This is a genomic window from Amycolatopsis sp. CA-126428, from assembly GCF_002904335.1.
GTDB lineage: Bacteria > Actinomycetota > Actinomycetes > Mycobacteriales > Pseudonocardiaceae > Amycolatopsis.
The window spans coordinates 114,219-140,156 of record NZ_PPHF01000165.1; the positions used below are offsets into that span (position 1 = coordinate 114,219).

25 protein-coding genes and 2 tRNA genes are annotated in these 25,938 nt (G+C 71.8%); 21 read left to right on the forward strand and 6 right to left on the reverse strand.

What is annotated here, in order from left to right:
* Window positions 1-5: 5 nt before the first annotated feature.
* Together C2L58_RS42895 and C2L58_RS42900 are read left to right on the forward strand one after the other, a co-directional pair.
* Window positions 6-452, forward strand: coding sequence for a nuclear transport factor 2 family protein (locus C2L58_RS42895; RefSeq protein WP_103343348.1), 447 nt, complete (start codon window positions 6-8; stop codon window positions 450-452).
* Window positions 453-570: 118 nt separating this feature from the next.
* A complete protein-coding gene (locus tag C2L58_RS42900) occupies window positions 571-2,139 on the forward strand; it encodes a carbohydrate-binding protein (protein WP_103343349.1) in 1,569 nt (522 codons plus the stop codon).
* On the opposite strand, the gene C2L58_RS42905 is transcribed toward C2L58_RS42900, so the two are convergent.
* Window positions 2,136-2,519: a winged helix-turn-helix transcriptional regulator gene (locus C2L58_RS42905; RefSeq protein WP_103343350.1), complete on the reverse strand. Its 384-nt coding sequence runs from the start codon at window positions 2,517-2,519 to the stop codon at window positions 2,136-2,138. The genes C2L58_RS42900 and C2L58_RS42905 overlap by 4 nt on opposite strands.
* A gap of 66 nt (window positions 2,520-2,585) precedes the next feature.
* Here C2L58_RS42905 and C2L58_RS42910 point away from each other — a divergent pair, with 66 nt between their 5' ends.
* Entirely contained in the window at window positions 2,586-3,380 is a 795-nt protein-coding gene (locus tag C2L58_RS42910) for an NAD(P)H-binding protein (RefSeq protein WP_103343351.1), read from the forward strand.
* Window positions 3,377-4,144, forward strand: coding sequence for an alpha/beta fold hydrolase (locus tag C2L58_RS42915; RefSeq protein ID WP_103343352.1), 768 nt, complete (start codon window positions 3,377-3,379; stop codon window positions 4,142-4,144). The genes C2L58_RS42910 and C2L58_RS42915 overlap by 4 nt, the downstream gene beginning before the upstream one ends.
* Before the next feature lie 161 nt (window positions 4,145-4,305).
* Here the strand turns inward: C2L58_RS42915 and C2L58_RS42920 are convergent.
* Window positions 4,306-4,379 (reverse strand) — tRNA-Pro (locus C2L58_RS42920).
* Window positions 4,380-4,459: 80 nt separating this feature from the next.
* Between C2L58_RS42920 and C2L58_RS42925 the strand changes: the two genes are divergently transcribed.
* A tRNA-Gly gene (locus tag C2L58_RS42925) sits at window positions 4,460-4,533 on the forward strand.
* Between the two features lie 13 nt (window positions 4,534-4,546).
* Here the strand turns inward: C2L58_RS42925 and C2L58_RS42930 are convergent.
* Complete coding sequence (locus tag C2L58_RS42930; protein ID WP_103343353.1) at window positions 4,547-9,187, reverse strand: HAMP domain-containing protein; 4,641 nt, start codon at window positions 9,185-9,187, stop codon at window positions 4,547-4,549.
* A gap of 139 nt (window positions 9,188-9,326) precedes the next feature.
* Between C2L58_RS42930 and C2L58_RS42935 the strand changes: the two genes are divergently transcribed.
* From C2L58_RS42935 to C2L58_RS49570, 3 genes are all read left to right on the forward strand, one after another.
* On the forward strand, window positions 9,327-10,880 hold the full coding sequence (locus tag C2L58_RS42935) for a SpoIIE family protein phosphatase (protein WP_103343354.1): 1,554 nt from the start codon (window positions 9,327-9,329) through the stop codon (window positions 10,878-10,880).
* A gap of 88 nt (window positions 10,881-10,968) precedes the next feature.
* Window positions 10,969-11,511 (forward strand): type 1 glutamine amidotransferase domain-containing protein, encoded by a 543-nt coding sequence (locus tag C2L58_RS42940; RefSeq protein WP_103343355.1) that lies wholly within the window; start codon window positions 10,969-10,971, stop codon window positions 11,509-11,511.
* A gap of 130 nt (window positions 11,512-11,641) precedes the next feature.
* On the forward strand, window positions 11,642-11,806 hold the full coding sequence (locus C2L58_RS49570) for a hypothetical protein (protein WP_158264241.1): 165 nt from the start codon (window positions 11,642-11,644) through the stop codon (window positions 11,804-11,806).
* Window positions 11,807-11,876: 70 nt separating this feature from the next.
* Here C2L58_RS49570 and C2L58_RS42945 read toward each other — a convergent pair whose 3' ends face one another.
* On the reverse strand, window positions 11,877-12,287 hold the full coding sequence (locus C2L58_RS42945) for a hypothetical protein (protein ID WP_103343356.1): 411 nt from the start codon (window positions 12,285-12,287) through the stop codon (window positions 11,877-11,879).
* 156 nt (window positions 12,288-12,443) lie between these two features.
* On the opposite strand from C2L58_RS42945, the gene C2L58_RS42950 reads away from it, so the two are divergent.
* The 5 genes from C2L58_RS42950 to C2L58_RS42970 all read left to right on the forward strand — a co-directional run bounded on the left by C2L58_RS42950 (window position 12,444) and on the right by C2L58_RS42970 (window position 16,206).
* Complete coding sequence (locus C2L58_RS42950) at window positions 12,444-12,869, forward strand: helix-turn-helix domain-containing protein (RefSeq protein ID WP_103343357.1); 426 nt, start codon at window positions 12,444-12,446, stop codon at window positions 12,867-12,869.
* A complete protein-coding gene (locus C2L58_RS42955) occupies window positions 12,866-13,720 on the forward strand; it encodes an alpha/beta fold hydrolase (RefSeq protein WP_103343358.1) in 855 nt (284 codons plus the stop codon). The genes C2L58_RS42950 and C2L58_RS42955 overlap by 4 nt, the downstream gene beginning before the upstream one ends.
* Complete coding sequence (locus C2L58_RS42960; RefSeq protein WP_103343359.1) at window positions 13,717-14,067, forward strand: DUF4180 domain-containing protein; 351 nt, start codon at window positions 13,717-13,719, stop codon at window positions 14,065-14,067. The genes C2L58_RS42955 and C2L58_RS42960 overlap by 4 nt, the downstream gene beginning before the upstream one ends.
* 62 nt (window positions 14,068-14,129) lie before the next feature.
* Window positions 14,130-15,227, forward strand: coding sequence for a sialidase family protein (locus C2L58_RS42965; protein ID WP_199191702.1), 1,098 nt, complete (start codon window positions 14,130-14,132; stop codon window positions 15,225-15,227).
* Window positions 15,228-15,366: 139 nt separating this feature from the next.
* Complete coding sequence (locus C2L58_RS42970) at window positions 15,367-16,206, forward strand: SAM-dependent methyltransferase (protein ID WP_103343361.1); 840 nt, start codon at window positions 15,367-15,369, stop codon at window positions 16,204-16,206.
* 64 nt (window positions 16,207-16,270) lie between these two features.
* Here the strand turns inward: C2L58_RS42970 and C2L58_RS42975 are convergent, their stop codons facing one another.
* Both C2L58_RS42975 and C2L58_RS42980 read right to left on the reverse strand, forming a co-directional pair.
* Window positions 16,271-17,104: an aldo/keto reductase gene (locus tag C2L58_RS42975; protein WP_103343362.1), complete on the reverse strand. Its 834-nt coding sequence runs from the start codon at window positions 17,102-17,104 to the stop codon at window positions 16,271-16,273.
* A gap of 23 nt (window positions 17,105-17,127) precedes the next feature.
* A complete protein-coding gene (locus C2L58_RS42980; protein ID WP_103343363.1) occupies window positions 17,128-18,312 on the reverse strand; it encodes an MFS transporter in 1,185 nt (394 codons plus the stop codon).
* Window positions 18,313-18,439: 127 nt separating this feature from the next.
* Here C2L58_RS42980 and C2L58_RS42985 point away from each other — a divergent pair, with 127 nt between their 5' ends.
* From C2L58_RS42985 to C2L58_RS43020, 8 genes are all read left to right on the forward strand, one after another.
* Window positions 18,440-18,901 (forward strand): MarR family winged helix-turn-helix transcriptional regulator, encoded by a 462-nt coding sequence (locus C2L58_RS42985; RefSeq protein WP_103343364.1) that lies wholly within the window; start codon window positions 18,440-18,442, stop codon window positions 18,899-18,901.
* Between the two features lie 388 nt (window positions 18,902-19,289).
* Entirely contained in the window at window positions 19,290-20,411 is a 1,122-nt protein-coding gene (locus tag C2L58_RS42990) for an inositol-3-phosphate synthase (protein ID WP_103343365.1), read from the forward strand.
* Window positions 20,408-21,235 (forward strand): SCO3242 family prenyltransferase, encoded by an 828-nt coding sequence (locus C2L58_RS42995; RefSeq protein ID WP_199191703.1) that lies wholly within the window; start codon window positions 20,408-20,410, stop codon window positions 21,233-21,235. The genes C2L58_RS42990 and C2L58_RS42995 overlap by 4 nt, the downstream gene beginning before the upstream one ends.
* Window positions 21,232-22,053 (forward strand): sugar phosphate isomerase/epimerase family protein, encoded by an 822-nt coding sequence (locus tag C2L58_RS51630; RefSeq protein WP_103343366.1) that lies wholly within the window; start codon window positions 21,232-21,234, stop codon window positions 22,051-22,053. The genes C2L58_RS42995 and C2L58_RS51630 overlap by 4 nt, the downstream gene beginning before the upstream one ends.
* A complete protein-coding gene (locus C2L58_RS51635; protein WP_103343367.1) occupies window positions 22,050-22,595 on the forward strand; it encodes an EboA domain-containing protein in 546 nt (181 codons plus the stop codon). Before C2L58_RS51630 ends, C2L58_RS51635 begins: the two co-directional genes overlap by 4 nt.
* On the forward strand, window positions 22,595-23,446 hold the full coding sequence (locus C2L58_RS43010; protein ID WP_103343368.1) for a TatD family hydrolase: 852 nt from the start codon (window positions 22,595-22,597) through the stop codon (window positions 23,444-23,446). Before C2L58_RS51635 ends, C2L58_RS43010 begins: the two co-directional genes overlap by 1 nt.
* Entirely contained in the window at window positions 23,443-24,570 is a 1,128-nt protein-coding gene (gene eboE / locus C2L58_RS43015) for a metabolite traffic protein EboE (protein WP_103343369.1), read from the forward strand. Before C2L58_RS43010 ends, eboE begins: the two co-directional genes overlap by 4 nt.
* On the forward strand, window positions 24,567-25,937 hold the full coding sequence (locus C2L58_RS43020; RefSeq protein WP_103343370.1) for an alkaline phosphatase family protein: 1,371 nt from the start codon (window positions 24,567-24,569) through the stop codon (window positions 25,935-25,937). The genes eboE and C2L58_RS43020 overlap by 4 nt, the downstream gene beginning before the upstream one ends.
* Window position 25,938: the final 1 nt, after the last annotated feature.

Below are 25,938 nucleotides of genomic sequence, written 5' to 3' on the forward strand. Positions count from 1 at the left end.
GTGCCGTGGGCGTGCAGGTCAGCTGGGACACGGCGGCGGAGCAGCCGCCGGCGCGGCGCGCGGCGTTCGCGTCGATGACGGCCGTGACGGCGGGCGACAAGGAGGGCTGGCTGGCCCTGTTCGCCCCGGACGCGGTGGTCGAGGACCCGGTCGGCCCGTCGTTCATCGACGAGGCGGGCAAGGGCCACCACGGCCACGAGGGCATCGGCGCGTTCTGGGACAAGACGATCGCCAATGTCGAGCGCTTCGAATTCACCATCCGCGACTCCCACGCGGGCGGCGACGAGGTGGCCAACGTCGGCACGATCACGACGTTCCTGCCGGGCGGCTACCGCGTCGACACCGACGGGGTGTTCGTCTACCGCGTCGGCGAGGACGGGTTGCTCAGGTCGGTGCGGGCGTTCTGGGAGCCCGAGCGCGCGATGGCGACCGCGCGCCAGGTGACGGATTAGCGTCCCGGCCAGCGGAAACCCAATTTCATATCTGATACATGATCTCTTGACTCCCGGTTAGGCAGGACTCTTTACTAACTGGTGTAGACCTCTGATGTCTCCACCACCGGGAGTTCGCATGTCCTCACCTCGTCGAATCGCGAGCGCGGCCGCCGCGCTCGCGATCGCGGCCAGCGGCCTCGTCCTGGGTGCGCCCACGGCGGCGGCCCTCGAAAACGGCCTGCTGCGCACACCGCCGATGGGCTTCAACAACTGGAACTCCACGCAGTGCAAAGCCGACTTCAACGAGGCGATGATCAAGGGCATCGCGGACATCTTCGTCAGCAAGGGCCTGAAGGACGCCGGCTACACCTACGTCAACATCGACGACTGCTGGGCGCTGCCGTCCCGCAACTCGGCGGGGAACCTGGTGCCCGACCCGGCGCGGTTCCCCGGCGGCATCAAGGCGCTCGCCGACTACGTGCACGGCAAGGGCCTGAAGTTCGGCATCTACACCAGTGCCGGCACGAAGACCTGCAACAAGGCGGGCTTCCCCGGCGCGCTGAACCACGAGCAGCAGGACGCGAACCTGTTCGCGTCCTGGGGGGTCGACTACCTGAAGTACGACAACTGCAACAACCAGGGTGTCGACGCGCAGCAGCGGTACAAGGCGATGCGGGACGCGCTCGCGAAGTCCGGCCGCGCGATCGCGTACTCCATCTGCGAGTGGGGCCAGAACCAGCCGTGGACGTGGGCCGCGCCGGTCGGGAACCTGTGGCGCACCACCGGTGACATCTCCGACAAGTGGTCGAGCATGATCGGCAAGGCGCAGACCAACCGCGGCCTCGCGCAGTACGCCGGTCCCGGCCACTGGAACGACCCGGACATGCTGGAGGTCGGGAACGGCGGGATGACCGCGGCGGAGTACCGCACGCACTTCAGCCTGTGGGCGATGATGGCGGCGCCGCTGCTGATCGGCAGCGACCTGCGCAAGGTCTCGGACGACAACTTCGCGATCCTCAAGAACACCGACGTCATCGCGCTCGACCAGGATGCGCTGGGCAAGCAGGCGACGGTGCTGAGCGCGAACGCGGGCCTCGTCGTGTACAGCAAGGTGCTGGCGAACGGCGACCGCGCGGTGGCGCTGTCCAACGAAACGGCCGCGACGGCGACGATCGGCACGACGGCGGCCGCCACCGGGATCGGCGGCGCGTCCTCGTACACGCTGAAGGACCTGTGGAGCAAGGCGACCCGGACGACGACCGGCACGATCAGCGCGTCGGTGCCCTCGCACGCGACGGTGCTGTACCGCGTATCCCGCGCCGGCGGCTCGACGCGCTACGAAGCCGAGTCGGCCACGGTTTCGGCGGGCGGCACGATCGACGCGAACCACGCGGGCTTCTCCGGCACCGGCTTCGCGAACGGCGCCAACGCGGTCGGCAGCTACGTCGAGTGGCAGGTGACGGGACCGGCGTCGGCGCTGACGTTCGGCTACGCGAACGGCACGACGGCGGCGCGCCCGGTGGACATCGCGGTGGACGGCACGGTGGTGGCCGCGGGCGTCCCGTTCCCGGCGACCGGCGCCTGGACGACGTGGAGCACGGTGGACAAGTCGTTGTCGTTGCCGTCGGGCTCGCACACGGTCCGCTTGACCGCGACGACGGCCGATGGCCCGGCGAACCTCGACTACCTGGACGTTTCGCCCTAGCGCGAGGCCGAGGCGTGCCTGGCCGAGCTGCGCTCGTCGTAGCTCTGCCGGGCCGCTTCGACCTTCCCGAGGTTGCCCGACCACTCGGAGAGCGACGCGAACAGCGGGCCGAGGCTGCGGCCGAGTTCGCTGATCTCGTACTCGACCCGCGGCGGGACTTCGGCGTGGTAGGTCCTGGTGATCAGGCCGTCGCGCTCCAGCTGCCGCAGCCGCTGGGTGAGCACCTTCGGGGTGATCGTGGTGATCCGGCGCTGCAGTTCGACGAACCGCTGGCGCCCGAATTCGTTGAGCGCCCACAGGATCGGCGTCGTCCACCGGCTGAAGACGATGTCGACCACCGGCGCGATCGGGCAGGCCAGCTCGGGTGTGGTCTCGGTCACTTTCGCGCCTCCAGCCAATACTTTCCTCTAGGTACCTACTATACCGCAGAATGTAGCGTCGTTCCCATGATCATGGTTGTAGGAGCGACGGGAAATGTCGGAGCACCGCTGGTGCGGATGCTGTCCGAGGCGGGCGAAGAGGTGACGGCGGTGTCCCGCCGGATCACGGCGGCACCCCCGGGAGTCGTGGTGCGGCAAGGAGAATTGGCTTCGCTGGACTTCGCGGGCGTGTCGGCGGTGTTCTTGATGGTGTCGGGCGCGTTCGTGCCCTTGGACGACGTCCTCGGCCGCGCCGAGGCGGCGGGTGTCCGCCGGGTGGTGGCGCTGTCGTCCCAGGGGGTGGCCACGGGCCGGCATCCGACGGTGCTGGATGACTCGGTGCGCCGCTCGGGTCTGGAGTGGGCACTGCTCCAGCCGGGCGCGTTCGCGTCGAACACGTTGCAGTGGGCGGAAAGCATCCGCTCGGCCCGCGAGGTGGTGGCCCCGTTCGCGGACGTGGCCCTGCCGGTGGTGGACCCGGAGGACATCGCGGCGGTAGCGGCCGCGGCGTTGCGAGAGGACGGCCACGCGGGCCAGTCGTACGTTCTGACGGGCCCGGCCCCGATCACTCCCCGCGAGCAGGTGGCGGCGATCGCCTCGGCGGTGGGCGAGCCGGTGCGGTTCGTGCCGCAGACCCGCGAGGAGGCGCGCTCGGCGATGCTGGGCTTCATGCCGCCGGAGGTCGTGGACGTGACGCTGGACGTCCTGGGCGCTCCGACGCCGGCGGAGCAGGAGGTGAGCCCGGACATCGCGCGCGTGCTGGGTCGCCCACCGCGCCCGTTCGCGGACTGGGCGTCGCGCTTCGCGGGGGCGTTCAAGTGACAACGCTGGCCTACCGCTCGTCCGGAACGGGCGCACCACTGGTGTTCCTGCACGGCAACCCGGCATCGTCGCACTTGTGGCGCAAGGTGATGCCTTACTTACCGGGCCGCAGACTGGCCCCGGACCTGATCGGCATGGGCGAGTCCCCCCGCCCGGACATCGCCTACACATTCGACGACCACGCCCGCTACCTGGACGAGTGGTTCGACGCCCTGGAGCTGGACAAGGTGGTCCTGATCGGCCACGACTGGGGCGGCGCCCTGGCGGCGGACTGGGCATCCCGCCACCCCTCCCGAGTCCGAGGCTTGGCATTCACCGAAGCGGTACTGAAGCCGATGACGTGGGAAGAGTTCCCACCGGCGGGCGCCGACCTGTTCCGCGCATTGAAGACCCCAGGCGTCGGCGAGTCGATGATCAACGACTTCCTACCCCCGGAGTACGCATTCCAGGACCACCGCCCAGTCCTGCAATGGACCCGTTCAATGCCCCTGGGCGGCGAGCCGGCAGCGGTGGTATCCCGCATCGAGGCATTCGACAGCTGGCTCGGCTCGTCCCCCGAGATCCCCAAGCTCCTGGTGACATTCGAGCCCGACTACGACACGATGCTGACGCCCGCAATGATCGACTGGTGCGCTGCGAACATCGCTTCCCTGCAGGTGGTCCGACGCCCGGAAAAGGCAGGCCACCACACCCCAGAGGACCAGCCCAAGGCACTGACAGAGGCGCTCTCAACCTGGCTAAGCGAGGCGCCAGCCGAGCAATAGCCACCCACCCACCCGAGCCGAGGCAGAGCCCGGCCCGGCAGAGCTCCCAAGTGACGCCCGAGGCACCGTGGGGGGTCCGGGGGGCTCGGCCCCCCGGGCAACACAACGAAGATAGAGGGGGAGGGGCGAGCGCGTAAGCGCGAGCCCACCCCCGAATCGCGTCGGGATGACAGGATTTGAACCTGCGACCCTCCGCTCCCAAAGCGGATGCGCTACCAAGCTGCGCCACATCCCGGGTCCACCCCCAGGGGGGTGTGTGATCAGCCTAGCGGGTCACGCTAAGCTGGCGACGCACCCGGGTACCTTCGGGGGCACGCGGGTGTAGCTCAATGGTAGAGCCCTAGTCTTCCAAACTAGCTACGCGGGTTCGATTCCCGTCACCCGCTCCACGAAATTGCCGGCTCAGCCGGTCGAAGAGGCGGCGTCGCGGGTTGATGCGGCGTCCGCCTCCAGCGAGGCCGCGATCACGTCGAGCAGCTTGTCCGTGTCCACCGGCTTGGTGATGTAGTCGTCGGCTCCGCTGGCCAAGGTGCGGGCCCGGTCCTCCGCGGTGGCCTTGGCCGTCACCGCGATCACCGGCAGGTCCGCGTTGGCCGCCTCTGCCCTGATGGCCGCGATCGTGGCGTTGCCGTCCAGCTCCGGCATCATCACGTCCATCAGGACCAGGGCCGTGTCCTCGTTGCGCTCCAGTGCCCGGATGCCGTCGACGCCCGTCTCCGCGTAGATGACCTCCAGGCCTGCCTGCTCCAGGACCGCGGCCAGGGCGAACACGTTCCGCAGGTCGTCGTCGACGATGAGGACCTTCTCGCCGTGGAAGCGCTTGGGTGTCACGTCCGGGGCGGCCACCAGCACCGTGCTGGGCACCGGCGGCAGCCGGGGGGAGGAGAGGGCCGTCAGGGCCGGGTCCACCAGGCTGGCCGCGGCCGCCGGGAGGTACAGGGTGAACGTCGAGCCCACGCCCGGTTCGCTCACCACGCGCAGCTCGCCGCCCAGGAGCTCGGTCAGCTGCTGGCTGATGTTCAGCCCGAGGCCCGTGCCGCCGTACTTGCGGCTCGTCGTGCCGTCGGCCTGGCGGAACGCCTCGAAGATGACCGCCAGCTTCTCCTCCGGGATGCCGATCCCGGTGTCCTCGACCGCGAACGCGATGATGCCCGGCGCGTTCCGCAGCGCCTCCTGCTCGACCTCCGCCGGGTCCGCCGCGCGGATGTGGAGGCGGACGCCGCCCTCGTCGGTGAACTTCGCCGCGTTCGACAGCAGGTTCCGGAGGATCTGCTGAAGGCGGTGCTCGTCGGTGTGGACGCTCCCGGGCACCGGCGGGTCGATGTGGACGGCGAACTCCAGGCCCTTGTCCGCGGTCAGCGGCCGGCACAGCGACTCGACGTAGTCCACCAGCTCCGGCAGCGTGATGTCGGACATCTGCATGTCCAGCCGGCCCGCCTCGACCTTGGCCAGGTCGAGGATGTCGTTGATCAGCTGCTGGAGGTCCGACCCGGCCGCGTAGATCGTCTTCGCGAACTGGATCTGCTTCTCCGTCAGGTTGCCCTCGGGGTTCTCCGACAGCAGCTTCGCCAGGATCAACGCGCTGTTCAGCGGCGTCCGCAGCTCGTGCGACATGTTCGCCATGAACTCGGTCTTGTACTGCGACGCCACCGTCAGCTGCCCGGCGCGTTCCTCCAGCTCCTGACGCGCCTGTTCGATCTCGCTGTTCTTGACCTCGATGTCGCGGTTCTGCTGGGCCAGCAGCGCGGCCTTCTCGGCCAGCTCGGTGTTGGACCGCCGCAGCTCGCCCTGCTGGGCCTGCAGCTGCTCGGACCGCGCCCGCAGCTCCTGCGCCAGCCGCTGCGACTCCGTCAGCAGCGCTTCGGTCCGCGAGTTCGACAGGATCGTGTTCACGTTGACGCCGATCGTGTGCCGCAGCTGCTCCAGCAGGTCCTGGTGGACGGTGCTGAACTCGTTCACCGAGGCCAGCTCCAGCACCCCGAGCACCTCGCCCTGGAACAGCACCGGCAGCACGATCAGGTTCACCGGCGCGGCCGAGCCGAGCCCGGACGAGATCAGCGCGTACTCCGGCGGCGCGTTGTGCACCAGCACCGTGCGCTGGTCGACGGCGGCCTGGCCGATCAGCGACTCGCCCATCGCGAACCGCAGCCCCGCGCGGGACTGCGCGAGCCCGTACGCGGCGATGCACTCGAGCACCGTGCCGTCGCGGTCGTCGTCGCGGGCCAGGAAGAACGCGCCCTGCTGCGCCCGGACCAGCGGGGCCAGCTCGGACAGGATCAGCGCCGCGACCGACGCGAGGTCGCGGTGGCCCTGCATCCGGCCCGACAGCTGCGCGAGGTTCGTCTTCAGCCAGTCCTGCTCGCGGTTGGTCCTCGTCGTCTCCTTGAGGTTCGCGATCATCTGGTTGATGTTGTCCTTGAGGTCCGCGACCTCGCCGGACGCGTCGACGGTGATGTGCCGGGTCAGGTCGCCGGCCGTCACCGCGGTCGCCACCTGCGCGATCGCGCGGACCTGCGTGGTCAGGTTCCCGGCCAGCTGGTTCACGCTCTCGGTGAGCCGCTGCCAGGTGCCGGACACGCCGTCGACCTCGGCCTGGCCGCCCAGCTTGCCCTCGGTGCCGACCTCGCGCGCGACGCGCGTGACCTCGGAGGCGAACGCCGAGAGCTGGTCGACCATCGTGTTCATGGTCGTCTTGAGTTCCAGGATCTCGCCGCGGGCGTCGACGTCGATCTTCTTGGTCAGGTCGCCCTTCGCGACCGCGGTGGTCACCTGCGAGATGTTGCGCACCTGGCTGGTCAGGTTGTGCGCCATGAAGTTGACGTTCTCGGTCAGGTCCTTCCAGGTCCCGGCGACGCCGGGCACGCGCGCCTGGCCGCCGAGGATGCCTTCGGTACCGACTTCGCGGGCGACGCGGGTGACTTCGTCGGCGAACGCGCGCAGCGTCTCGACCATCCCGTTCAGCGTCTCGGCCAGCGCCGCGACCTCGCCCTGGGCCTCGATGCGGATCTTCTTCGACAGGTCGCCGTTGGCCACCGCGCTCGCGACGGTGGCGATGTTGCGCACCTGGTCGGTCAGGTTGTCGGCCATGACGTTGACGTTGTCGGTGAGGTCCTTCCACGTGCCCGCGACGCCGCGGACGCGCGCCTGGCCGCCGAGGATGCCTTCGGTGCCGACTTCGCGCGCCACCCGGGTGACTTCGTCGGCGAACGCGGACAGCTGATCCACCATCGTGTTCAGCGTCGTCTTGAGCTCGAGGATCTCGCCGCGGGCGTCGACGGTGATCTTCTGCGTCAGGTCGCCCTTCGCGACCGCCGCCGTCACCGTGGCGATGTTCCGGACCTGGTCGGTCAGGTTGTTCGCCATCGAGTTGACGTTGTCGGTGAGGTCCTTCCAGGTCCCGGCGACGCCGGGCACGGCGGCCTGGCCACCGAGCTTGCCTTCGGTGCCGACCTCGCGCGCCACCCGGGTGACCTCGTCGGCGAACGCGGACAGCTGATCCACCATCGTGTTCAGCGTCGTCTTGAGTTCCAGGATCTCGCCGCGGGCGTCCACCGCGATCTTCTGCGTCAGGTCGCCGCGCGCGACGGCCGTCGCGACCTGCGCGATGTTGCGCACCTGGGTGGTCAGGTTGTTCGCCATGAAGTTCACCGAGCCGGTGAGGTCGCGCCAGGTGCCGGCCACCCCCGGGACCTGCGCCTGGCCGCCCAGCTGGCCCTCGGTGCCGACTTCGCGCGCCACCCGGGTGACTTCGTCGGCGAACGCGGACAGCTGGTCCACCATCGTGTTCATGGTCGTCTTGAGCTCGAGGATCTCGCCGCGCGCGTCGACGGTGATCTTCTGCGTCAGGTCGCCCTTCGCCACGGCCGTGGTGACGTGCGAGATGTTCCGGACCTGGTCGGTGAGCTTGTCGGCCATCTGGTTGACCGAGTCGGTGAGGCTGCGCCACGTCCCGGCCGCGCCCGGCACCTCGGCCTGCCCGCCCAGCTTGCCCTCGCTGCCGACCTCGCGCGCCACGCGGGTGACTTCGCCGGCGAACGCCGAGAGCTGGTCGACCATCGTGTTCAGCGTGTTCTTCAGCTGCAGGATCTCGCCGCGGGCGTCGACGTCGATCTTCTTCGTCAGGTCGCCGGTGGCCACCGCGGTGGCGACCTGCGAGATGCCGCGGACCTGGTCGGTGAGGTTGTCGGCCATCAGGTTGACCGAGTCGGTGAGGTCGCGCCACGTCCCGGCGACCCCCGGCACCTGCGCCTGGCCGCCGAGCTTGCCGTCCGAACCGACCTCGCGGGAGACGCGGGTGACCTCGTCGGCGAACGCCGAGAGCTGGTCGACCATGGTGTTGATGGTGTTCTTGAGCTCGAGGATCTCGCCGCGGGCGTCGACGTTGATCTTCTGGGTCAGGTCACCGCGCGCGACGGCGGTGGTGACCTGGGCGATGTTGCGGACCTGTTCGGTGAGGTTGTCGGCCATGAAGTTGACCGAGTCGGTCAGGTCGCGCCAGGTGCCCGACACGCCCGGGACGACCGCCTGGCCACCGAGACGTCCCTCACCCGCGATTTCCCGGGAGAGCCTCGTCACTTCGGCGGCGAACCGCGACAGCTGCGCGATGAGGCCGTTGACCGTCTTCGCCAGCGTGGCGTACGCGCCCTGCAGCGGGCGCCCGTCGAGGGTCAGCGTCATCGGCTGGGACAGGTCGCCGTCGGCGACTCCGCCGAGCACGCGCTCCAGCTCGATCGCCGGCCGCGTGAGGTCCCCGACCAGGCCGTTCACGGCGTCGACGGCGGTGGTCCAGCCGCCGGGCCCGACCTGTCCTTCGAGCCGCTCGCTGAGCCGGCCTTCCTGCCCGACGGCCGCGCGGACCCGCAGCAGCTCGCTGACCAGCCGCTGATTGCGCTCGGCGATGTCGTTGAACGCGACGGCGAGCTGCGCCGAGATGCCGTCGCCGTGCGGGACGAGCCGCCGGCGGAAGTTGCCGTCCCCGAGATCCCGCACCGCGACCAGCACCCGTTCCAGTGCGGCCGCTTCGCTCTGGGATTCCGTTGTCATGTGTGCCGACCCTCTCCACCACGCATGCGCCAGCCGTGGTCGTCGACCCAGCGTGCCATGCTTCGCCCTACACTTCGAGCCAGCCCGCCCGCTCACGCGGTAGCCGTGCGACAGCAGTCCGGAGGCAGGAGGTCCGTGCATGGTGTCACGTCCGGCCCCGGCCTCGACGGCCCTGCCGCCGATGATCGGTGACGACGGGCCGCCGGGCTTCGACGCCTTCGGGCGGGCCGTCCTCGAAGACGTCCGCGACGCGGTGTTCCTGCAGGACGCCGCGGGTGCGGTGCGCTGGGCGAACCCGGCGGCGCGGGCCCTGACCGGCGGCGCCGCGCCGCAGCTCGACGCGGTGACCGAAACCAGCGGGCACGTCCACGTGGCCGGCCACCGCCACCCGGCCCGGATCCGGGCCGTGCCCGGTGGGTGGCACGCCTGGACCGTGTCCGCCGAGCAGAGCCCGCAGCGGCGGGTGGGCGACTTCCTGGCCGAGGCCGCTCCCCGGCTGGCCGCCGCGCGCGGGCGGCACGGCACCGCCCGGGTGATCGCCGAGCTGGCCGCGTCCGCGCTGGCCGAAACCGTCTTCGTGCTGCTGCCGACCACCCGCGGCCGGTGGGAGTGGTGGAGCTGCGAGCGTCCGGCCGCCCAGGGCCACGGCCGGATCCGGCGGGTGCCGGCCCAGGTCGCGCCGGTGCTGGCGGCGACGTTCGGGGCCACCGGGAAGCCCCAGCAGGCCGCGGTGCCGGCGCCCGAGGTGGCCACGCTGCCGTCGGTCGTCGCCGACCGGTTCGCCGGGCACACCGACGTCTCGGTCGTTTCGCTGGGGCCGAGCGCGAGCGCCGGGGTCACCGGTGCCCTGCTGCTGGGCCGCCGCGGCGACGCCGGGTTCGGCGCCGAACAGTCCCGCGCGGTGGCCGAGTTCGCCGTGGCGGCCGGGACGGCGCTGGCCAACGCCCAGCGCTACGCCCGGCAGGAGGAGGCGACCCGCGGCCTGGAGACGACCCTGCGCCCGGTCGACCCGCCCGCTCTCGACGGTGCCCGCTTCGAGACCTGGTACGAGCCGGCGGGCGGGGTCCTCACGGTCGGCGGCGACTTCTTCGACGTGCTGCCCCACGGCGACGGCAGCGCGTTCCTGGTGCTCGGCGACGTCTGCGGCAAGGGCCCCGAGGCCGCGGCCCTGACCGGCCGGGTCCGGCACGCCCTGACCGCGCTGGCCATGGTCGAGCGCGACGGCCGCACGCTGCTGCGGCTGCTCAACGAGCTGCTCATCGCCGGCGGCAGCAGCCGGTTCGCCACCCTCGTGCTGGGCACGGCCCGGCCGTCCGACGGCGGGGTGGGCCTGACACTGGCCTCCGGCGGCCACCCGGCGCCGCTGATCGTCCGCCGGTCCGGCGTCGTCGAGGAGGTCACGGTTCCGGGCACGCTGGTCGGCATCTCGCCGCAGGCCCGGTTCGCCGAGGCCGAGGTCCGGCTCGAGCGCGGCGACGTCTGTCTCCTCTACACCGACGGCATCACCGAGGCCCGCAACCGCCACGACCAGACGGACCTCTTCGGCGACGACCGGCTCCGCGCGGTGCTCACCGCCGCCGCGGGGGAGTCGGCCCGCGAGGTCGTGCGGCAGCTGCGGCAGGCTGTTCGGGACTGGCTCGGCAGCTCCGCACATGACGATATCGCCGTGCTCGCCATCGAATGTGCGGAATAATTCCACCGTCCTTTGTAGACTTGGTTTGACGGGTCGGGGAGGGGGTAACTACCCCGGTGCAGGCAGTTTTCCGACCCGAGGGAGCCTCATGGCGAACGCATTGCAAGGACGCCGGGTCGCGATCCTGGCCGCGGACGGCGTCGAACAGGTCGAGCTGGAAAAGCCGCGCCAGGCCGTCCTCGACGAGGGCGCGACGGTGGAGCTGGTGTCCCTGGACACCGGCGAAATCCAGGCGATGAACGGTGACATCGACAAGGGTGATCGGTTCACGGTGGACCGGAAGGTCGCCGACGTCGGGATCGGCGACTTCGACGCGCTGCTGCTGCCCGGCGGCACGATGAACCCCGACCACCTGCGCACGGACCCCGCCGCGGTCAAGTTCGTCGGCGACTTCGTGCGCGCCGGCAAGCCGGTCGGGGTGATCTGCCACGGTCCGTGGACGCTCGTCGAAGCGGATGTCGTACGTGGTCGCACGCTGACGTCGTACCCGAGCGTCCGGACCGACATCCGTAACGCCGGCGGCACGGTCGTCGACGAAGAAGTCGTAGTGGACAACGGACTGGTTTCCAGCCGGAACCCGGACGACCTGCCGGCCTTCTGCCGGACGGTCGTGCGGGAGTTCGCGAGCTGATCTCCCGTCCTTTGTGGACGTTCACCCGATCGTGTGTGTTAAGTCCCGCTTAAATCTGTTGGCGTTCGGCACCGCGGCGGAGGACGCTGAGGGTGTGACGAGAATCGCCCGTGGAGAGGAGGTGAACGCGATGACTGTGCACGCAAGGCGCTACGGCCGCTGGTGCCGTGAGCACTTCGACGCGATCGCCGCCGAGGGCGTTCCCGCACCCCGCGGCGGCGAGCCCGCCGACCAGGCCCTGCCGCAACCCGCGCCAGAGCCCGTCCAACCGGGTGCCGAACAGCCGCAACGCTGACGGACACGGACAGACCACGAAGAAGGCCTCCCCGGAAGTTCCGGGGAGGCCTTCTTCGCGCGGGTGCCGGTCAGCGGTAGCTGCGCCGGTACCAGACCCGCCGCGGGCCCGGGATGCCGATGCGCGTGATGACGTCGGTCAGGATGGCGCCGATGATGAGCCAGAGAACGGCGGCGAGGCCGTCGTTGAGGAACGTCCGCAGCCCCACCGAGTCCGGCGTGAAGAGGTTCCGCAGGCCGAGCGACACACCCGCCGACCACTCCGAGATCAGGTGGGCGAAGCCGTTCGCCGAGTTCGCCGAGCCGAGCACCAGCACGATGTGCACGGCCAGGACCAGCGCGAACACCGCGCAGACGAGGTGGATGAGGGCGTTGATCGTGCGCACGACCCGGATGCGCGGGTGGGTGCGCTCCACGATCTCTTCGGCCGGTGCGGGCTCGTACGGCGTTTCGTACGGCTCCGGGGGCGGGGGATACGGCATCGTCGGCGCCGTCCTTTCGACTGTCCGATGTGGACGTATCTGGGCGAGCAGAAACAACACCTCGGAATACCCGTCACCCGGGGGAGCGAACCGCTTACTCCTCAAACTTCCCTAACCTACGCGTGATAGGGTAGTTTGAGGAGCGCAAGGAGGGTCATGGCGCAGGACGTCTTCTCTGTCGAACAGGTCGCCGCGAAGCTCGGCCTGCACGTCCGGACGGTCCGGAACTACGTGCGGGACGGGCGGCTGAAGGCGGTCCGGATCGGCAAGCAGTACCGCATCACGGCCGAGGACCTGGCGGCCTTCACCGGGCTGCCGGTGGCCGAGCGGGCCGCGGCGCCGACCGCGGAGCTGTCGGGCGTCGCCGAGATCGCCGGTGTCGACCGGGCGGCGGCCGAGCGGATCGCGACCATGGTCGTGGCCTCGGTGAACGGGCCGCGCGACGGCGGCGAGCGGCCCCTGCGCGTCGAAACCATCTACGACGGGGAGCGCGCCACCATGAAGATCATCGTGCTCGGCGACCTGGCCGCGGGCGCCGACCTGCTGCGCTGGGTCGCCTCGGTCACGGAGAACCTGACGTGACCGCGATCTACCGGTCGGCGGCCGGCGCGGCCGCGGTCCGCGAACGTTACGACACGCTCCTCGACCGCTGGCCCGTGCCGGCCGAACGGCGCACGCTGGCCACCCGCCTGGGTGACACCTTCGCCGTGGTGTCCGGGCCGGTGGACGCGCCGCCGGTCGTCGCGCTGCAGGGTTCCGGCGGCACCGCCGCGCACTGGCTGCCGGACATCGCCACCCTCGCCGGGCGGCTGCGGGTGTACGCGGTCGACGCGCCCGGCGAACCGGGCCGGACCGTCGAGGCGCGGCCCCCGCTCGGGTCGACGGCTTACGCCGAATGGCTCGACGACGTCCTCGACGAGCTCGAACTGCCGCACGCGGCCTTCCTCGGCACCTCCTTGGGCGGCTGGTGGGCGCTGGACTACGCGCTCCGCCGGCCCGCGCGGGCGGCTGCGCTGGCGCTGGTCAACCCGGCCGGGATCGGCCGGCGCCGGATCGCGCCGCTGCTCAAGTTCGCCGCCTACGGCCTCCTGGGCGAGCGGGGCCGGCGCCGGTCGCTGGCCATGGTCGCCCAGGGCAGCCCGGCCGATCCGGGCCGGCGCGCGGTCGGCGAGTTCACCCTCGCGACGTTCGAGCACTTCAAGCCGCGCCTGGAGGCGATCCCGGTGTTCCCGGTCGAGCGCCTGCGGGCACTGGCGATGCCGGTGCAGGCGCACTTCGGGGCCCGGGACGTCCTCCTCGACCAGCGGGACGCGGCGGCGAAACTGCGGGCCGCGCTCCCGGCCGCCGACGTCCGGTTGGCCGAGGACGCCGGGCACTTCCTGCCCGGCTGGGCCGGTTCCGCCGCGGAATTCCTGGACGGAAACCGATCATGAGCCGGCCCGGGGTGTGGTTCGTGCCCGCCGAGGGGCCGGAACTGGCCACCGAGGCCGACGCCGTCGACCTGATCGGCGCCACCTACGGCCAGGGCGTCGACGTCCTCGTCGTGCCGGTCGAGCGGTTCCCCGCCCGGTTCTTCGACATGCACGAAAAGCTCATCGGGCACTTCTTCTCGAAGATCGTCCAGTACGGCCACCGGCTGGTCCTGCTCGGCGACGTCCGCGAGCACGTCGAAGCGAGCACCGCGTTCCGCGACGTCGTCCGGGAAGCCAACCGCGGCAAGGACGTCTGGTTCGTGGCCGACCTCGCCGAGCTCGACGCCCGGCTGGCCGCACGGCGCTGAGCCGGGCGGCGCAACTGTTCCGCGGGTGGCAACCCCCGCCCGGCGCGGGACGTCAGGTGATCATGACAACTCCCCGGCGCGGTGCGCTGCTGGTGTCCGTCCTCGCCCTCCTGGCCGCGTTCGCCTCGCCGGCGACCGCCGGAACCGTGGTCCCGCCGGGGTTCCGGCCCGCGTCGACGAGCTGGACCGGTCCCGGCACCGGATACGTCCTCGGGTACCGGCCGTGCGGGCAGTCGTGGTGCCCGGCGCTGCTGGGCACCACCGACGCCGGACGGCACTGGCGGCGGCTGGGCGCGCCGCCGGTCCCGCTGCCGGACAACCACAACCACGTCGCGCTCCGGGCCTTCGGCGACCGCGTCGCGTACGTCAGTGACGGCGTCCACGTGCGCACCACCCGCGACGGCGGTGAGACCTGGCAGCCGGTCACCCTGGCCGGGGCGCGGGAGCCGTACTACCTCTCGAAGATCGCCGAAACCGGCGGCCGCGTCTTCGCCCTGCTGACCACCTACGGCGAGGGGCAGGGCTCGACCCGGCTGTACTCGGCCGCCGCCGGTTCGCCGGTGCTGGCCCCGGTGCCCGGGTTCGCGGTCACCGGCGGTCTCACCTACGGCGACCTGGCCGTCGGCGGCGGCCTGCAGGTCGCGCTCGGCGCGAACTACGGCACCGAGCGGTACTGGATCTCCCGGGACGGTGTGCGGTTCACCCCGGCCGAGCCGCCGTGCCCGGACGGGGAGGTCGCCTCGCTCGCCGGTGTCCGCGAACGGCAGGTCGTGGCGTTGTGCAGCGGCAGCCCCGGCTCGCCGCAGCCCGGCTCGACCGAGCGGCAGCTGCGGCACGCGCCGCAGCTCGGCGTGGGGTTCAGCGGGGACGACGCGGCGCCGTTCGCCGGCATCAACCAGGGCTTCGCCGCGGCCTCGCCGGCGTCCGCGACGGTCGCCGCGGTGGGCGGCGGCGTCGGGTTCCTGCACACCACGGCCGACGGTGGCCGCACCTGGTCGACGACCGAGCTGCCCGACCGCGGCTTCGCGCTGACCGATCTCGACTTCCCCGGCGGCGGCACCGGCGTCGTCGTCGACGGCCAGCCGGACGCCTCCGGCGGCTCCGCCGTGTACCAGACCACGGACGGGGGAAAATCCTGGCGCGAGCTCCGTTTCGGGTAGTTGTCCCTGGCAGGCAAGGCCCTTGTGCCCGGTTCACTTGGTGCACCCCATGTCGTAACCTGAGCACTGTCCGTTGCCGGACACGGTGAACGAACCCGGGCAGGGGAGTCGTCACCACGCGCAGAGTGGAGAGCAGCCGATGACGCCTGGCGACCTGCGGTCCGGAACCGAGGGCGGTGCGGCCGCCCTCGATTTCAGCAAGGCCAGCCTGGCCAGGTTGTCCGACGCGCTGCTCGGCGGGCACGACCACTACGAGGTGGATCGCGAAGCGATGCGGCGGCTGCTGGCCATCGCGCCGGGCGCCCGGGAGATGGCGAAGGAGCACCGCGACTGGCTGGTGCGCGCGGTCCGGTTCCTGGCCGGCAAGCGCGGCATCGACCAGTTCCTCGACCTGGGCTCCGGGATGCCGACCGCGGAAAACACCCACGAGGTGGCGCAGCGGTACAACCCGGACGCGCAGGTGGTGTACGTCGACAACGATCCGGTGGTGCAGGTGCACGGCCGGGCGCTGCTCGAGGAGAACTACCTGACCCACGTGACCGGCGCCGACCTGACGAGGCCGGCCGAAACCCTCGCCGACGAGGTCGTCCAGGAGTACCTCGACTTCCGGCGGCCGGTGGCGCTGATCCTCACCTCGATCGTGCACCACATCGACGACTACGAGCGCGCGAAGGCGATCGTCGCGGAGTACGTCGACGCGCTCGCGCCCGGGTCGTTCCTGCTGCTCACGCACAACTTCGACCCGGAAGAGGACTCCCCGCGCCAGGAGCTGGCGCGGCTGCTGGAGACCAGTTTCCAGGGCACCGGCCTGGGCAGCGTGCACCGCACGCGCGAACAGATCGCCGGGTTCTTCGACGGCACCGAGCTGCTCCGGCCCGGGCTGGTCTACCTGCACGAATGGTGGCCGGACGGCCCGCGGCTGCACCCGCTGGGCGAACTGAACTTCCTGACGCTGGGCGGAGTCGCCCGCAAGCAGTGACCTCTGCCGCGGCTCGTCGTGAGTGGTAAGTCGGGTTCTAACCCGACTTACCACTCACGACGGGTCAGGCGGCGTTGAAGGTGTCCGGGTCCGGGCCGGTGCGCTCGCCGCGGTCCAGCGGCGTCAGCGACTCCATCTCCTCCTCCGTGAGGGTGAACCCGAACAGGTCGAAGTTCTCCTCGATCCGGGACGGCGTGACCGACTTCGGGATGACGATGTTGTCCAGCTGCAGGTGCCAGCGCAGCACGATCTGCGCGGGCGTGCGGCTGTGCTTCACCGCCAGTTCGGCCACCACCGGGTCGCCGAGCAGGCTGCCGCCCTTGGCGAGCGGGCTCCACGCCTCGGTCGCGATGCCGTGCTTGGCGTCGAACTCGCGGAGCTCGCGCTGCTGCAGGTACGGGTGCAGCTCGACCTGGTTGACCGCGGGGGCGATGTCGGCGGCGTCGAGCAGGCGCTCGAGGTGCGCGGGCTGGAAGTTGGAGACGCCGATCGCGCGGACCCGGCCGTCGGCGTAGAGCTTCTCGAACGCCTTCCAGGTGTCGAGGTACTTGCCGCGCGCCGGGGTCGGCCAGTGGATCAGGTAGAGGTCCAGCTGCTCGAGGCCGAGCTTGGTCATGCTCTCGTCGAACGCCTTGAGCGTCGAGTCGTAGCCCTGGGCCGAGTTCCACAGCTTTGTGGTGACGAACAGCTCGTCGCGGGCGATGCCGGACTCGGCGAGCGCCTGGCCGACCCCCTTTTCGTTGCCGTAGACGGCCGCGGTGTCGATGCTGCGGTAGCCCGTTTCGAGGGCGGTCTTCACGGCGGCGGCGGTCTCGTCGTCCGGGACCTGGAACACGCCGTAGCCGACTTGCGGCATCCGCACGCCGTTGTTGAGTTCGATGACGGGCACGCTGGTCACGAGGGGTCCTTTCGGTGGGTGGTTCATCGGGCGAGTACCCGTTCTCCGGCTTCGAAACTAGCCGGGTCCCGGCGGTCGAGCAGTCCGGAGACGAGCGCCACGGCGAGGCCCGCCGCGGCGAGCACGGCGCCGATCCAGTTGGGGGCGGTGTAGCCGAGGCCGGCCTCGATGGCCTGGCCGCCGAGCCACGCGCCACCGGCGTTGCCGAGGTTGCACGCGGCGATGTTCGCCGCCGACGCCAGCGCCGGGGCGCCTTCGGCCTTGGCCATCACGCGGGCCTGCAGCGGCGGCACGGTGGCGAACCCGGCCGCGCCGAACAGCGCGATGGTGATCGCCGCGGGCACCTTCGCGTGCGCGGTGAACACGAACGCCACCAGCACCAGCGCCAGGGCGGCGAGGATGACGTAGAGGCTGGGCATCAGCTTGCGGTCCGCCGCCTTGCCACCGAGCAGGTTGCCGGCGAACAGGCCGGCGCCGAAGAGCACGAGCAGCCAGGTGACGGCGCCGCCGGAGAAGCCCGCGACCTCGGTCATCATCGGGGCGATGTAGGTGAAGGACGCGAACACGCCGGCGAAGCCGAGCGCGGTCATGACCAGCGCGAGCCACACCTGCGGGCGGCGGAACACGGCGAGTTCGCCGCGCAGGCCGGCGCCCGGGTCGGGTTCCTGGTGCGGGACGAGCGCGAGGATGCCGGCCGCGCCGGCGACGCCGAGCGCGCTGACCACCCAGAACGTCGAGCGCCAGCCGAAGGCCTGGCCGAGCGCGGTGCCGGCGGGCACGCCGAGCACGTTGGCCACGGTCAGCCCGGTGAACATCAGCGCGATCGCGCTCGCCTGCTTGGCCGGCGCGACCAGCGACGCGGCGACGACCGAGCCGACGCCGAAGAAGGCGCCGTGGCTCAGTGCGGCGACGACCCGGCCGGTCATCAGCAGGCCGTAACTCGGCGCGAGGGCCGAGAGGACGTTGCCCGCGATGAACAGGCCCATCAGGGCGACCAGCACGATCTTGCGCGGAACTCGCGAGGCCAGCGCGGTGAGCACGGGAGCACCGACGACGACGCCGAGCGCGTAGCCGGAGATGAGCAGGCCTGCGGACGGGATCGAGACACCGAAATCGGCCGCGACCTCGGGCAGCAGGCCCATGATCACGAACTCGGTGGTGCCGATCCCGAACGCGCTGATCGCCAGGGCGAGCAGGGCGGCGGGCATGGAACTTCCTTCTTCCCGGAGTAGACTGAGGGCGTTGGCAATTACAAGCGTCCGAGATAGTTGCAGACGCCGCATATCAACCCTGCGGCTTACCGGGCGGCCCGCGCAAGCCGGGGAGAGGTGAACCGTGTCACTGGACGACGACGCCGTCGAAGCGCGCGCGCAGGGCTGGCGGACGCTGGCCGCGCTCCACGCGCGGATCGAAGACGGGCTGCAGCGCGCCCTCGAGCGCGACCACGAGCTCTCGGTGAGCGAGTACACGGTCCTGGACGTCCTGGCTCGCCAGGACGGCTTCCACCTGCGGATGAACCAGCTGGCGAACGCGGTGGTCCTCAGCCAGTCCGCGACGACGCGGCTGGTGGCCCGGCTGGAAGGCCGGGGGCTGCTGGCTCGTTACCTGTGTGCGGACGACCGCCGCGGGATCTACACGGAGGTGACGCCGGCGGGGCAGGCGCTGCTCGCGGCGGCGCGTCCGACGCATGACGCTGCGCTGGCGGCGGCGTTGGGGGAGGCGGAGAGCCGGCCGGAGCTGGCTCCCCTTGTCGGGGCGCTCGGTGCGCTCGGCTTCCGCGGAGCGGCTTCCGCCTGACGGCTCGCCGCGGAGAGGTCCCCGGCCTGGGGGTCCCCCGGCTTTTACGTTACCGGGGACCACCGACAATTCCGGGTCCTGCGGACCGCGGGGCGAGGGCCGCCGGCTGATCCCGGATGGCCTAACCGCTGCGAGAGAACCGATCCGGCGCCCCGCGATCAGCTCGGGCAGCGGCCCCCTGTCCGCCATGTTGTCTGCACCGATGGCCCGGTTTGGGAGTTTCTGCCGGTATCGTGAAATCGGGGGGCCGGCACCGTCGGCCGTGAAGTTCTTACCAGGCAACAGAACCCAGTACCGCCGCGCCGGCCGCGCCATGGCCGGGGCGTGAACTCTCGCTGTGTGGACCCGCGTCGGGCGGCGCGGGGTGGACCGGGGAACTGGAGGAACCATGGGGAAAATCGGCGTCTGGCTGATCGGCGCCCGCGGCTCGGTGGCCACCACGGCCGTGGCCGGGGCCGCCGCGATGCGGGCGGGGCTGGCCGCGCGCACCGGCTGCGTGACCGACCTGCCGGACTTCGCCGGGGCCGCGCTGCCCGGCTTGGGGGAGCTGGTCTTCGGCGGTCACGACGTCGTGGACACCCCGCTGGTCAAGCGGGCCGAACACCTGGTGGCCGCCGGGGTGCTGCCGCCGGCGCTGCCCGGCGCGGTCGCGGCCGAGCTGGCCGCGGCCGAGACGCGGCTGCGCCCCGCGCCGTCCGGGGGCGGCCGTGCGGCGATCGGCCAGGTGACCGCGGACCTGGCCGAGTTCCGGAACGGACTGGACCACGTCGTCGTCCTCAACGTCGCCTCCACCGAGCCGCCGGTCGACCCGCACCCGGCGCACGCTTCCCTGGCCGCCCTCGAAGCCGCGCTGGACATGGACGAGGACGTGCTGCCCGCGAGCGCCTCCTACGCCTACGCCGCCTTCCGCGCCGGTTGTGGCTTTGTCGACTTCACCCCGTCCACCGGGGCGCGCCTGCCCGCGCTCGACGAACTGGCCCGCGCCACCGGGCAGCCGTACGCGGGCCGGGACGGCAAGACCGGCGAGACGCTGCTGCGGTCGGTGCTCGCGCCGATGTTCGCCCAGCGCGGGCTGAACGTCCTGGCCTGGTCGGGCACCAACCTGCTCGGCGGCGGTGACGGCGCCACGCTGGCCGACCCGGCGGCCGCGTCGAGCAAGAACGCGTCCAAGCAGCGGGTGCTGGACCGGAACCTGGGCGGCCCGGTCGACGGCGAGGTGCACATCGACTACGTGCCGGCGCTCGGCGACTGGAAGACCGCCTGGGACCACGTGCTCTTCGAAGGGTTCCTCGGCGCGCGCATGACGCTGCAGCTCACCTGGCAGGGCTGCGACTCGGCGCTCGCCGCGCCGCTGGTGCTCGACCTCGCCCGGCTGACCGGCAAGGCGTGCCGCGACGGCGTGGCCGGCCCGGTCGAAGAGTTCGGCTTCTTCTTCAAGGATCCCGTCGGCGCCGGCCCGCACGACCTGGCGTCGCAGTACGCGGCCCTGCGCGCCTGGGCGCACCGGTGAGGGCGCTCGCCGAACTCGTCCGCGCGCCCGCCGCGCTGACCGTGCCGGGGGACGCCGTCGCCGGGGCCGCCGCCGCGGGCTGGCCGTTCGGCCGCAGCACGTTGGCCCTGACCGGCGCTTCGGTCTGCCTCTACTGGGCGGGCATGGCCCTCAACGACTACGCCGACCGCGACCTCGACGCGGTCGAACGGCCCGAACGGCCGATCCCGTCGGGCCGGGTCGCGCCGGAGACGGCGCTCGGCGTCGCCACCGTGCTGACCGCGGGCGGGCTGGGCATCGCCGCGGCCGCCGGGGGACGCCGGGCCCTGCGCGTCGCCGTGCCGCTGGCCGCGACCGTGTGGGCCTACGACTTCGTGCTCAAGAAGACCGTGCTCGGCCCGGCCGCGATGGCCGCGGCCCGCGCCCTCGACGTCCTGCTCGGTGCGGGCGGGACGAAGACCGCCCTGCCCGCGGCGCTGACCGTCGGGGCGCACACCTACGCCGTGACAACGCTGTCGAGGTCCGAAGTGGACGGTGCGAGACCCGCGCTGCCCGCGGCCGCGATGGCCGCGACGGCCGGTGTCGGGGTCGCCGCCGGCCGGGGCGGGCTGCTGTCGGCGGCGCTGCTCGGGACGTACGCCGTGACCACCGGCGGCGCGCAGTACGACGCCGTCCGCGATCCGGTCGCCGCGAAGATCCGGCGGGCGGTCGGGGCCGGGATCCACGGCATGATCCCGCTGCAGGCCGGGCTGATCGCGCGCACCGGTGCGTGGCGCCCGGCGCTGGCCGTGGCCGCCGCGTTCCCGCTCGCGCGGGCGCTGAGCCGGCAGGTGTCGCCCACATGAGGTTCGGGTACGGCACCAACGGCTTCGCCAACCACCGGCTCGGGGACGCCCTGCGCGTGCTCGCCGACCTCGGCTACGACGGCGTCGCGCTCACCCTCGACCACCAGCACCTCGACCCGTTCGGGCCGGACCTCGCCCGCCGCGTCGCCGAGGTCGCCGCGGACCTGGACCGCCTCGGCCTCGCCGTGGTGATCGAGACGGGGGCCCGGTTCCTGCTGGACCCGTGGCGCAAGCACGCGCCGACGTTCCTGGACCCCGACCGGGCCGGCCGGATCGAGTTCCTGACCCGGGCGGTGGCGATCGCGGCGGACCTGAACGCCGAAGCGGTGTCCTTCTGGAGCGGCAACAAACCCGCGGACCTGCCCACCGGGGAAGCCTGGGCGCACCTGGTCGACGGCTGCACCGACGTGCTCAAGGCCGCCGACGAGCACGACGTCCGGCTCGGGTTCGAACCCGAGCCCGGGATGCTCGTCGAGGATCTCGACGGGTACTTCGAGCTGGCGCGCCGGCTCGGTGACCCGGAGCGGTTCGGGCTGACGCTGGACATCGGGCACTGCCGGTGCAACGAGTCCGCGTCCGTGCCCGACTGCGTCCGGCGTGCTCTGCCCCGGCTGGTGAACGTCCAGATCGACGACATGCGCCGCGGCACGCACGAGCACCTGGAGTTCGGGAAGGGCGAGATCGACTTCCCGCCCGTGCTGGCCGCGCTGGCGCCGTACACCGGGCTCGTGGCCGTCGAACTGCCGCGGGACAGCCACGCGGCCCCGCGGATCGCCCGCGAGTCCCTGGAATTCCTGCGCGAGGCGGTGGCGGGGTGAACGCCTGGCTGGAAACGGCGCTGCACGACGTCGCCGCCGACGCGACGGCGTTGCGCACGGTGTTCCCGGGCGTCGGTCGCCGGGTCGGCCGCGGGCCGTCGGACGTCCCCGGCCGGACCGTCGATGACCTGGCCCGCGTGGAACTGCTCAAGGCGGCTCCCGGTGCCGCGGCGGAGATGCCCGACCTCTACCGCCACGGCGACGCGGCCGAAAAGCGGGCCGTCCTCTTCGGACTATCCGTTGTGGACATCGGAGACGCCGGAGTCGAGCTGGTCGCGGACGCCCTGCGCACCAACGACCCCCGCCTGGTGACCGCCGCGATGGGGGAGTACGCCGCCACCCACCTCGGTGACGCCGCCTACCGCCACGGCGTCCTCAAGTGCGTCTTCATGGGCATTCCCCTGGCCGGCGTCGCCGGGCTCGACCGCCGGACCGACGAGGAGCTGCTGCGCATGATGCGGTCCTTCGCCGCCGAACGCGCCGCGGCGGGCCGCGAAGTCCCCGCCGATCTCCGCACCCTGCTGAACGAACAGGACGGCTGATGCGCATCTTCGATCCCCACATCCACATGAGCTCCCGGACCACCGACGACTACGCGGCCATGCACGCCGCCGGCGTCCGGGCGCTGGTCGAGCCGGCGTTCTGGCTGGGCCAGCCGCGCACGAGCGTCGGCAGCTTCACCGACTACTTCGACGCCCTCGTCGGCTGGGAACCGTTCCGCGCGAGCCAGTTCGGCATCGCCCACCACTGCACGATCGCGCTCAACCCCAAGGAGGCCAACGACCCGCGCTGTGTGCCGATCCTGGATTCGTTGCCGCGGTACCTGGAGAAGGACGGCGTGGTCGCGGTCGGCGAGATCGGCTACGACTCGATGACCGCCGAGGAGGACACGGCGTTCGCCGCCCAGCTCGCGCTGGCGATCACCCACGAGCTGCCCGCGCTGGTGCACACCCCGCACCGCGACAAGGCGGCCGGGACCGAGCGGAGCATCGCCGTGGTCCGCGAGTCGGGGATCGCGCCGGAACGCGTGGTGCTCGACCACCTCAACGAGCTGACCGTCGCGATGGCCAAGGAGTCGGGCTGCTGGCTGGGCTTCTCCATCTACCCGGACACGAAGATGGACGAGGACCGGATGGTCGCGATCCTGCGGGAGTACGGCACCGAGCGCGTGCTGGTGAACTCCGCGGCCGACTGGGGCAAGAGCGACCCGCTCAAGACCCGCCGGACCGGCGACGCGATGCTGGCCGCCGGCTTCTCCTCCGGCGACGTCGACCGGGTGCTGTGGCGCAACCCGGTGGAGTTCTACGGGCAGAGCGGGCGGCTTTCCCTCGACGGCGGACCGGCGGAAGCCGAGTTCGCGGGCAACTCGATCCTGCGGGGGGCGCGCAAGTGAGGTTCCGGCACCGCGACGGCACGCTCGTCCACCTCGCCTACTGCACCAACGTCCACCAGGCCGAAGACCTCGGCGGCGTGCTCGCCCAGCTGGCCCGCTTCGGCGAGCCGGTCCGCGAGCGCCTGGGCGTGGACCGGCTCGGCATCGGCCTGTGGCTGGCCCGGCCGGTCGCCGCCGAACTGGCCGGCGACCCGGCCGCGGTGGGCCGCCTCAAGCGCGAGCTGGCCGCGCGCGGCCTGGAGGTCGTCACCTTCAACGGGTTTCCGTACCAGGGCTTCCACGACCCGGTCGTCAAGCACAAGGTCTACCGGCCGGACTGGGCGGCGCCCGAGCGCACGCGGTACACCCTCGACCTCGCGCGGCTGCTCGCCGAGCTGCTGCCGGACGACGCCGTGCGCGGCAGCGTGTCGACGCTGCCGCTCGGCTGGCGCACGGACTGGCGGGGCGACGACGGGCAGCTCGAGGTCCTCGCCAAGGGGCTGGCGGAGCAGGAGCGTCCGGTGCGGGTGGCGTTCGAGCCGGAGCCGGGCTGCGTCATCGAGACCACCGCGCAGGCCGCGGCTCTGTTGTCCGAAGTGGACAACGAATGGCTGGGCGTCTGCCTGGACACCTGCCACCTCGCGGTCGGGTTCGAGGACCCGGCCGCCGCCCTGGGCCGCCTCGATGCCGCCGGGCTGGCCGTCGTCAAGCTCCAGGCGTCGGCCGCGCTGGAAGCCGCGGAACCGAACGATCCCGAGACGCGGGCGGCCTTGGAGTCCTTTGTGGAGCCCAGGTTCCTGCACCAGAGCAACGAAGGAGCTCCGCCCGGTGCCGACGACCTCGACCTGGCGCTGGCCGGCGGTCTCCCGGGACGGGCGCCGTGGCGGGTGCACTTCCACGTCCCGCTGCACGCCGACCCGGCGCCGCCGCTGACGTCGACCCGGCCGGTGCTGGCCGCCACCCTGGCCGAGCTGTTCGGCGGCGCGGCCGCGCGCACCGACCACGTCGAGGTCGAGACCTACACCTGGCAGGTGCTCCCGGACGCACCCGCCGACGACGCCGGGCTGGTCGCGGGCATCGCGGCCGAGCTGGACTGGACCCGGCGGGCCCTGACCGCCCTCGGCCTGGAAGAGGTACCCGCATGAGTTTGCTCGTGCTCGACGTCGTCGGGTTGACCCCGCGGCTGCTCCCGCACATGCCGAACCTGCGCAGGATGGCCGAGCCCGGCTTCACCGCGCAGCTGGGCACGGTGTTCCCGGCGGTCACCTGCTCGGTGCAGTCGACGTTCCTGACCGGGCTCACCCCGGCGCGGCACGGGATCGTCGGCAACGGCTGGTACTTCCGCGAACTCGGCGAGGTGTTCCTCTGGCGCCAGCACAACCGGCTGGTGCGGGGGGACAAGTTCTGGGACGCGGCCCGCCGCGCGCAGCCCGGCCACCGGGTGGCGAACGTCTGCTGGTGGTACGCGATGGGGGCGGACACCGACCTCACGGTGACCCCGCGGCCGATCTACCACGCCGACGGCAAGAAGTCCCCGGACTGCTACACGTACCCGCCCGAGCTGCACGACCGCCTGGAAGGTGCCCTCGGCGAGTTCCCGCTGTTCACCTACTGGGGCCCGACGGCCGCGATCACGTCGTCGAAGTGGATCATCGCCGCCGCGCGGAAGATCATGGCCGAGGACCGGCCGGACACGACGCTGGTCTACCTTCCGCACCTGGACTACGACCTGCAGCGCTTCGGCCCGGACGCACCCCAGGCCGCGGCGGCCGCGCGGGAGATCGACACGGCTTTGCGGCCGCTGCTGGGCTTCGCGGCTGCGGGCGGGCACACGGTCGTCGCGTTGTCGGAGTACGGCATCACGAACGCGAACCGGCCGGTCGACGTCAACCGGGCGTTGCGCCGCGAAGGCCTGCTGAACGTGTACGTCCAGGCGGGCATGGAGTACCTGGACCCGTGGACGTCCCGGGCGTTCGCGGTGGCCGACCACCAGGTCGCGCACGTCTACGTGGCCGATCCGGCCGACGTCCCGCGGGTGCGGGACACCGTCGCCGGACTGTCCGGAGTGGACGTCGTCCTCGATCGCGCCGGCCAGGCCGGGCTCGGTGTCGACCACGAACGGGCGGGCGAGCTGGTCGCGATCGCCGAGCCGGACGCGTGGTTCACCTACTACTACTGGCTGAGCGACGACCGCGCGCCGGACTTCGCGAAGACGGTCGAGATCCACCGCAAGCCCGGTTACGACCCGGCCGAGCTGTTCTTCGACCCGGAGGACCCGAAGGTCAAGCTCAAGGCGGCGGCCGCGCTGGCCCGCAAGAAGCTCGGCCTGCGGTATTCGATGCAGGTCGTGCCGCTCGACCCGGCGCCGGTCCGCGGCAGCCACGGCCGGCTGCCCGACTCGCCCGAAGACGGGCCGGTGCTGCTGTGCTCCGACCCGGCGTTCGCGCGCGAGAAGATCCACGCCACCGAGGTCAAGGACCTCCTGCTGGCGGCCGCCATCCCGAGCGAATGAG

What these genes read in the sequence shown, in the direction of transcription:
- C2L58_RS43020 (WP_103343370.1), top strand. Translation starts at nt 24,567, where the DNA reads ATGAGTTTGCTCGTGCTCGACGTCGTCGGGTTGACCCCGCGGCTGCTC.
- C2L58_RS42965 (WP_199191702.1), top strand. Translation starts at nt 14,130, where the DNA reads ATGACAACTCCCCGGCGCGGTGCGCTGCTGGTGTCCGTCCTCGCCCTC.
- C2L58_RS42960 (WP_103343359.1), top strand. Translation starts at nt 13,717, where the DNA reads ATGAGCCGGCCCGGGGTGTGGTTCGTGCCCGCCGAGGGGCCGGAACTG.
- C2L58_RS42945 (WP_103343356.1), bottom strand. Translation starts at nt 12,287, where the DNA reads ATGCCGTATCCCCCGCCCCCGGAGCCGTACGAAACGCCGTACGAGCCC.
- C2L58_RS49570 (WP_158264241.1), top strand. Translation starts at nt 11,642, where the DNA reads ATGACTGTGCACGCAAGGCGCTACGGCCGCTGGTGCCGTGAGCACTTC.
- C2L58_RS42970 (WP_103343361.1), top strand. Translation starts at nt 15,367, where the DNA reads ATGACGCCTGGCGACCTGCGGTCCGGAACCGAGGGCGGTGCGGCCGCC.
- C2L58_RS51630 (WP_103343366.1), top strand. Translation starts at nt 21,232, where the DNA reads ATGAGGTTCGGGTACGGCACCAACGGCTTCGCCAACCACCGGCTCGGG.
- C2L58_RS42910 (WP_103343351.1), top strand. Translation starts at nt 2,586, where the DNA reads ATGATCATGGTTGTAGGAGCGACGGGAAATGTCGGAGCACCGCTGGTG.
- C2L58_RS42930 (WP_103343353.1), bottom strand. Translation starts at nt 9,187, where the DNA reads ATGACAACGGAATCCCAGAGCGAAGCGGCCGCACTGGAACGGGTGCTG.
- C2L58_RS42940 (WP_103343355.1), top strand. Translation starts at nt 10,969, where the DNA reads ATGGCGAACGCATTGCAAGGACGCCGGGTCGCGATCCTGGCCGCGGAC.
- C2L58_RS43010 (WP_103343368.1), top strand. Translation starts at nt 22,595, where the DNA reads ATGCGCATCTTCGATCCCCACATCCACATGAGCTCCCGGACCACCGAC.
- C2L58_RS42900 (WP_103343349.1), top strand. Translation starts at nt 571, where the DNA reads ATGTCCTCACCTCGTCGAATCGCGAGCGCGGCCGCCGCGCTCGCGATC.
- C2L58_RS42950 (WP_103343357.1), top strand. Translation starts at nt 12,444, where the DNA reads ATGGCGCAGGACGTCTTCTCTGTCGAACAGGTCGCCGCGAAGCTCGGC.
- C2L58_RS42935 (WP_103343354.1), top strand. Translation starts at nt 9,327, where the DNA reads ATGGTGTCACGTCCGGCCCCGGCCTCGACGGCCCTGCCGCCGATGATC.
- C2L58_RS42980 (WP_103343363.1), bottom strand. Translation starts at nt 18,312, where the DNA reads ATGCCCGCCGCCCTGCTCGCCCTGGCGATCAGCGCGTTCGGGATCGGC.
- C2L58_RS42990 (WP_103343365.1), top strand. Translation starts at nt 19,290, where the DNA reads ATGGGGAAAATCGGCGTCTGGCTGATCGGCGCCCGCGGCTCGGTGGCC.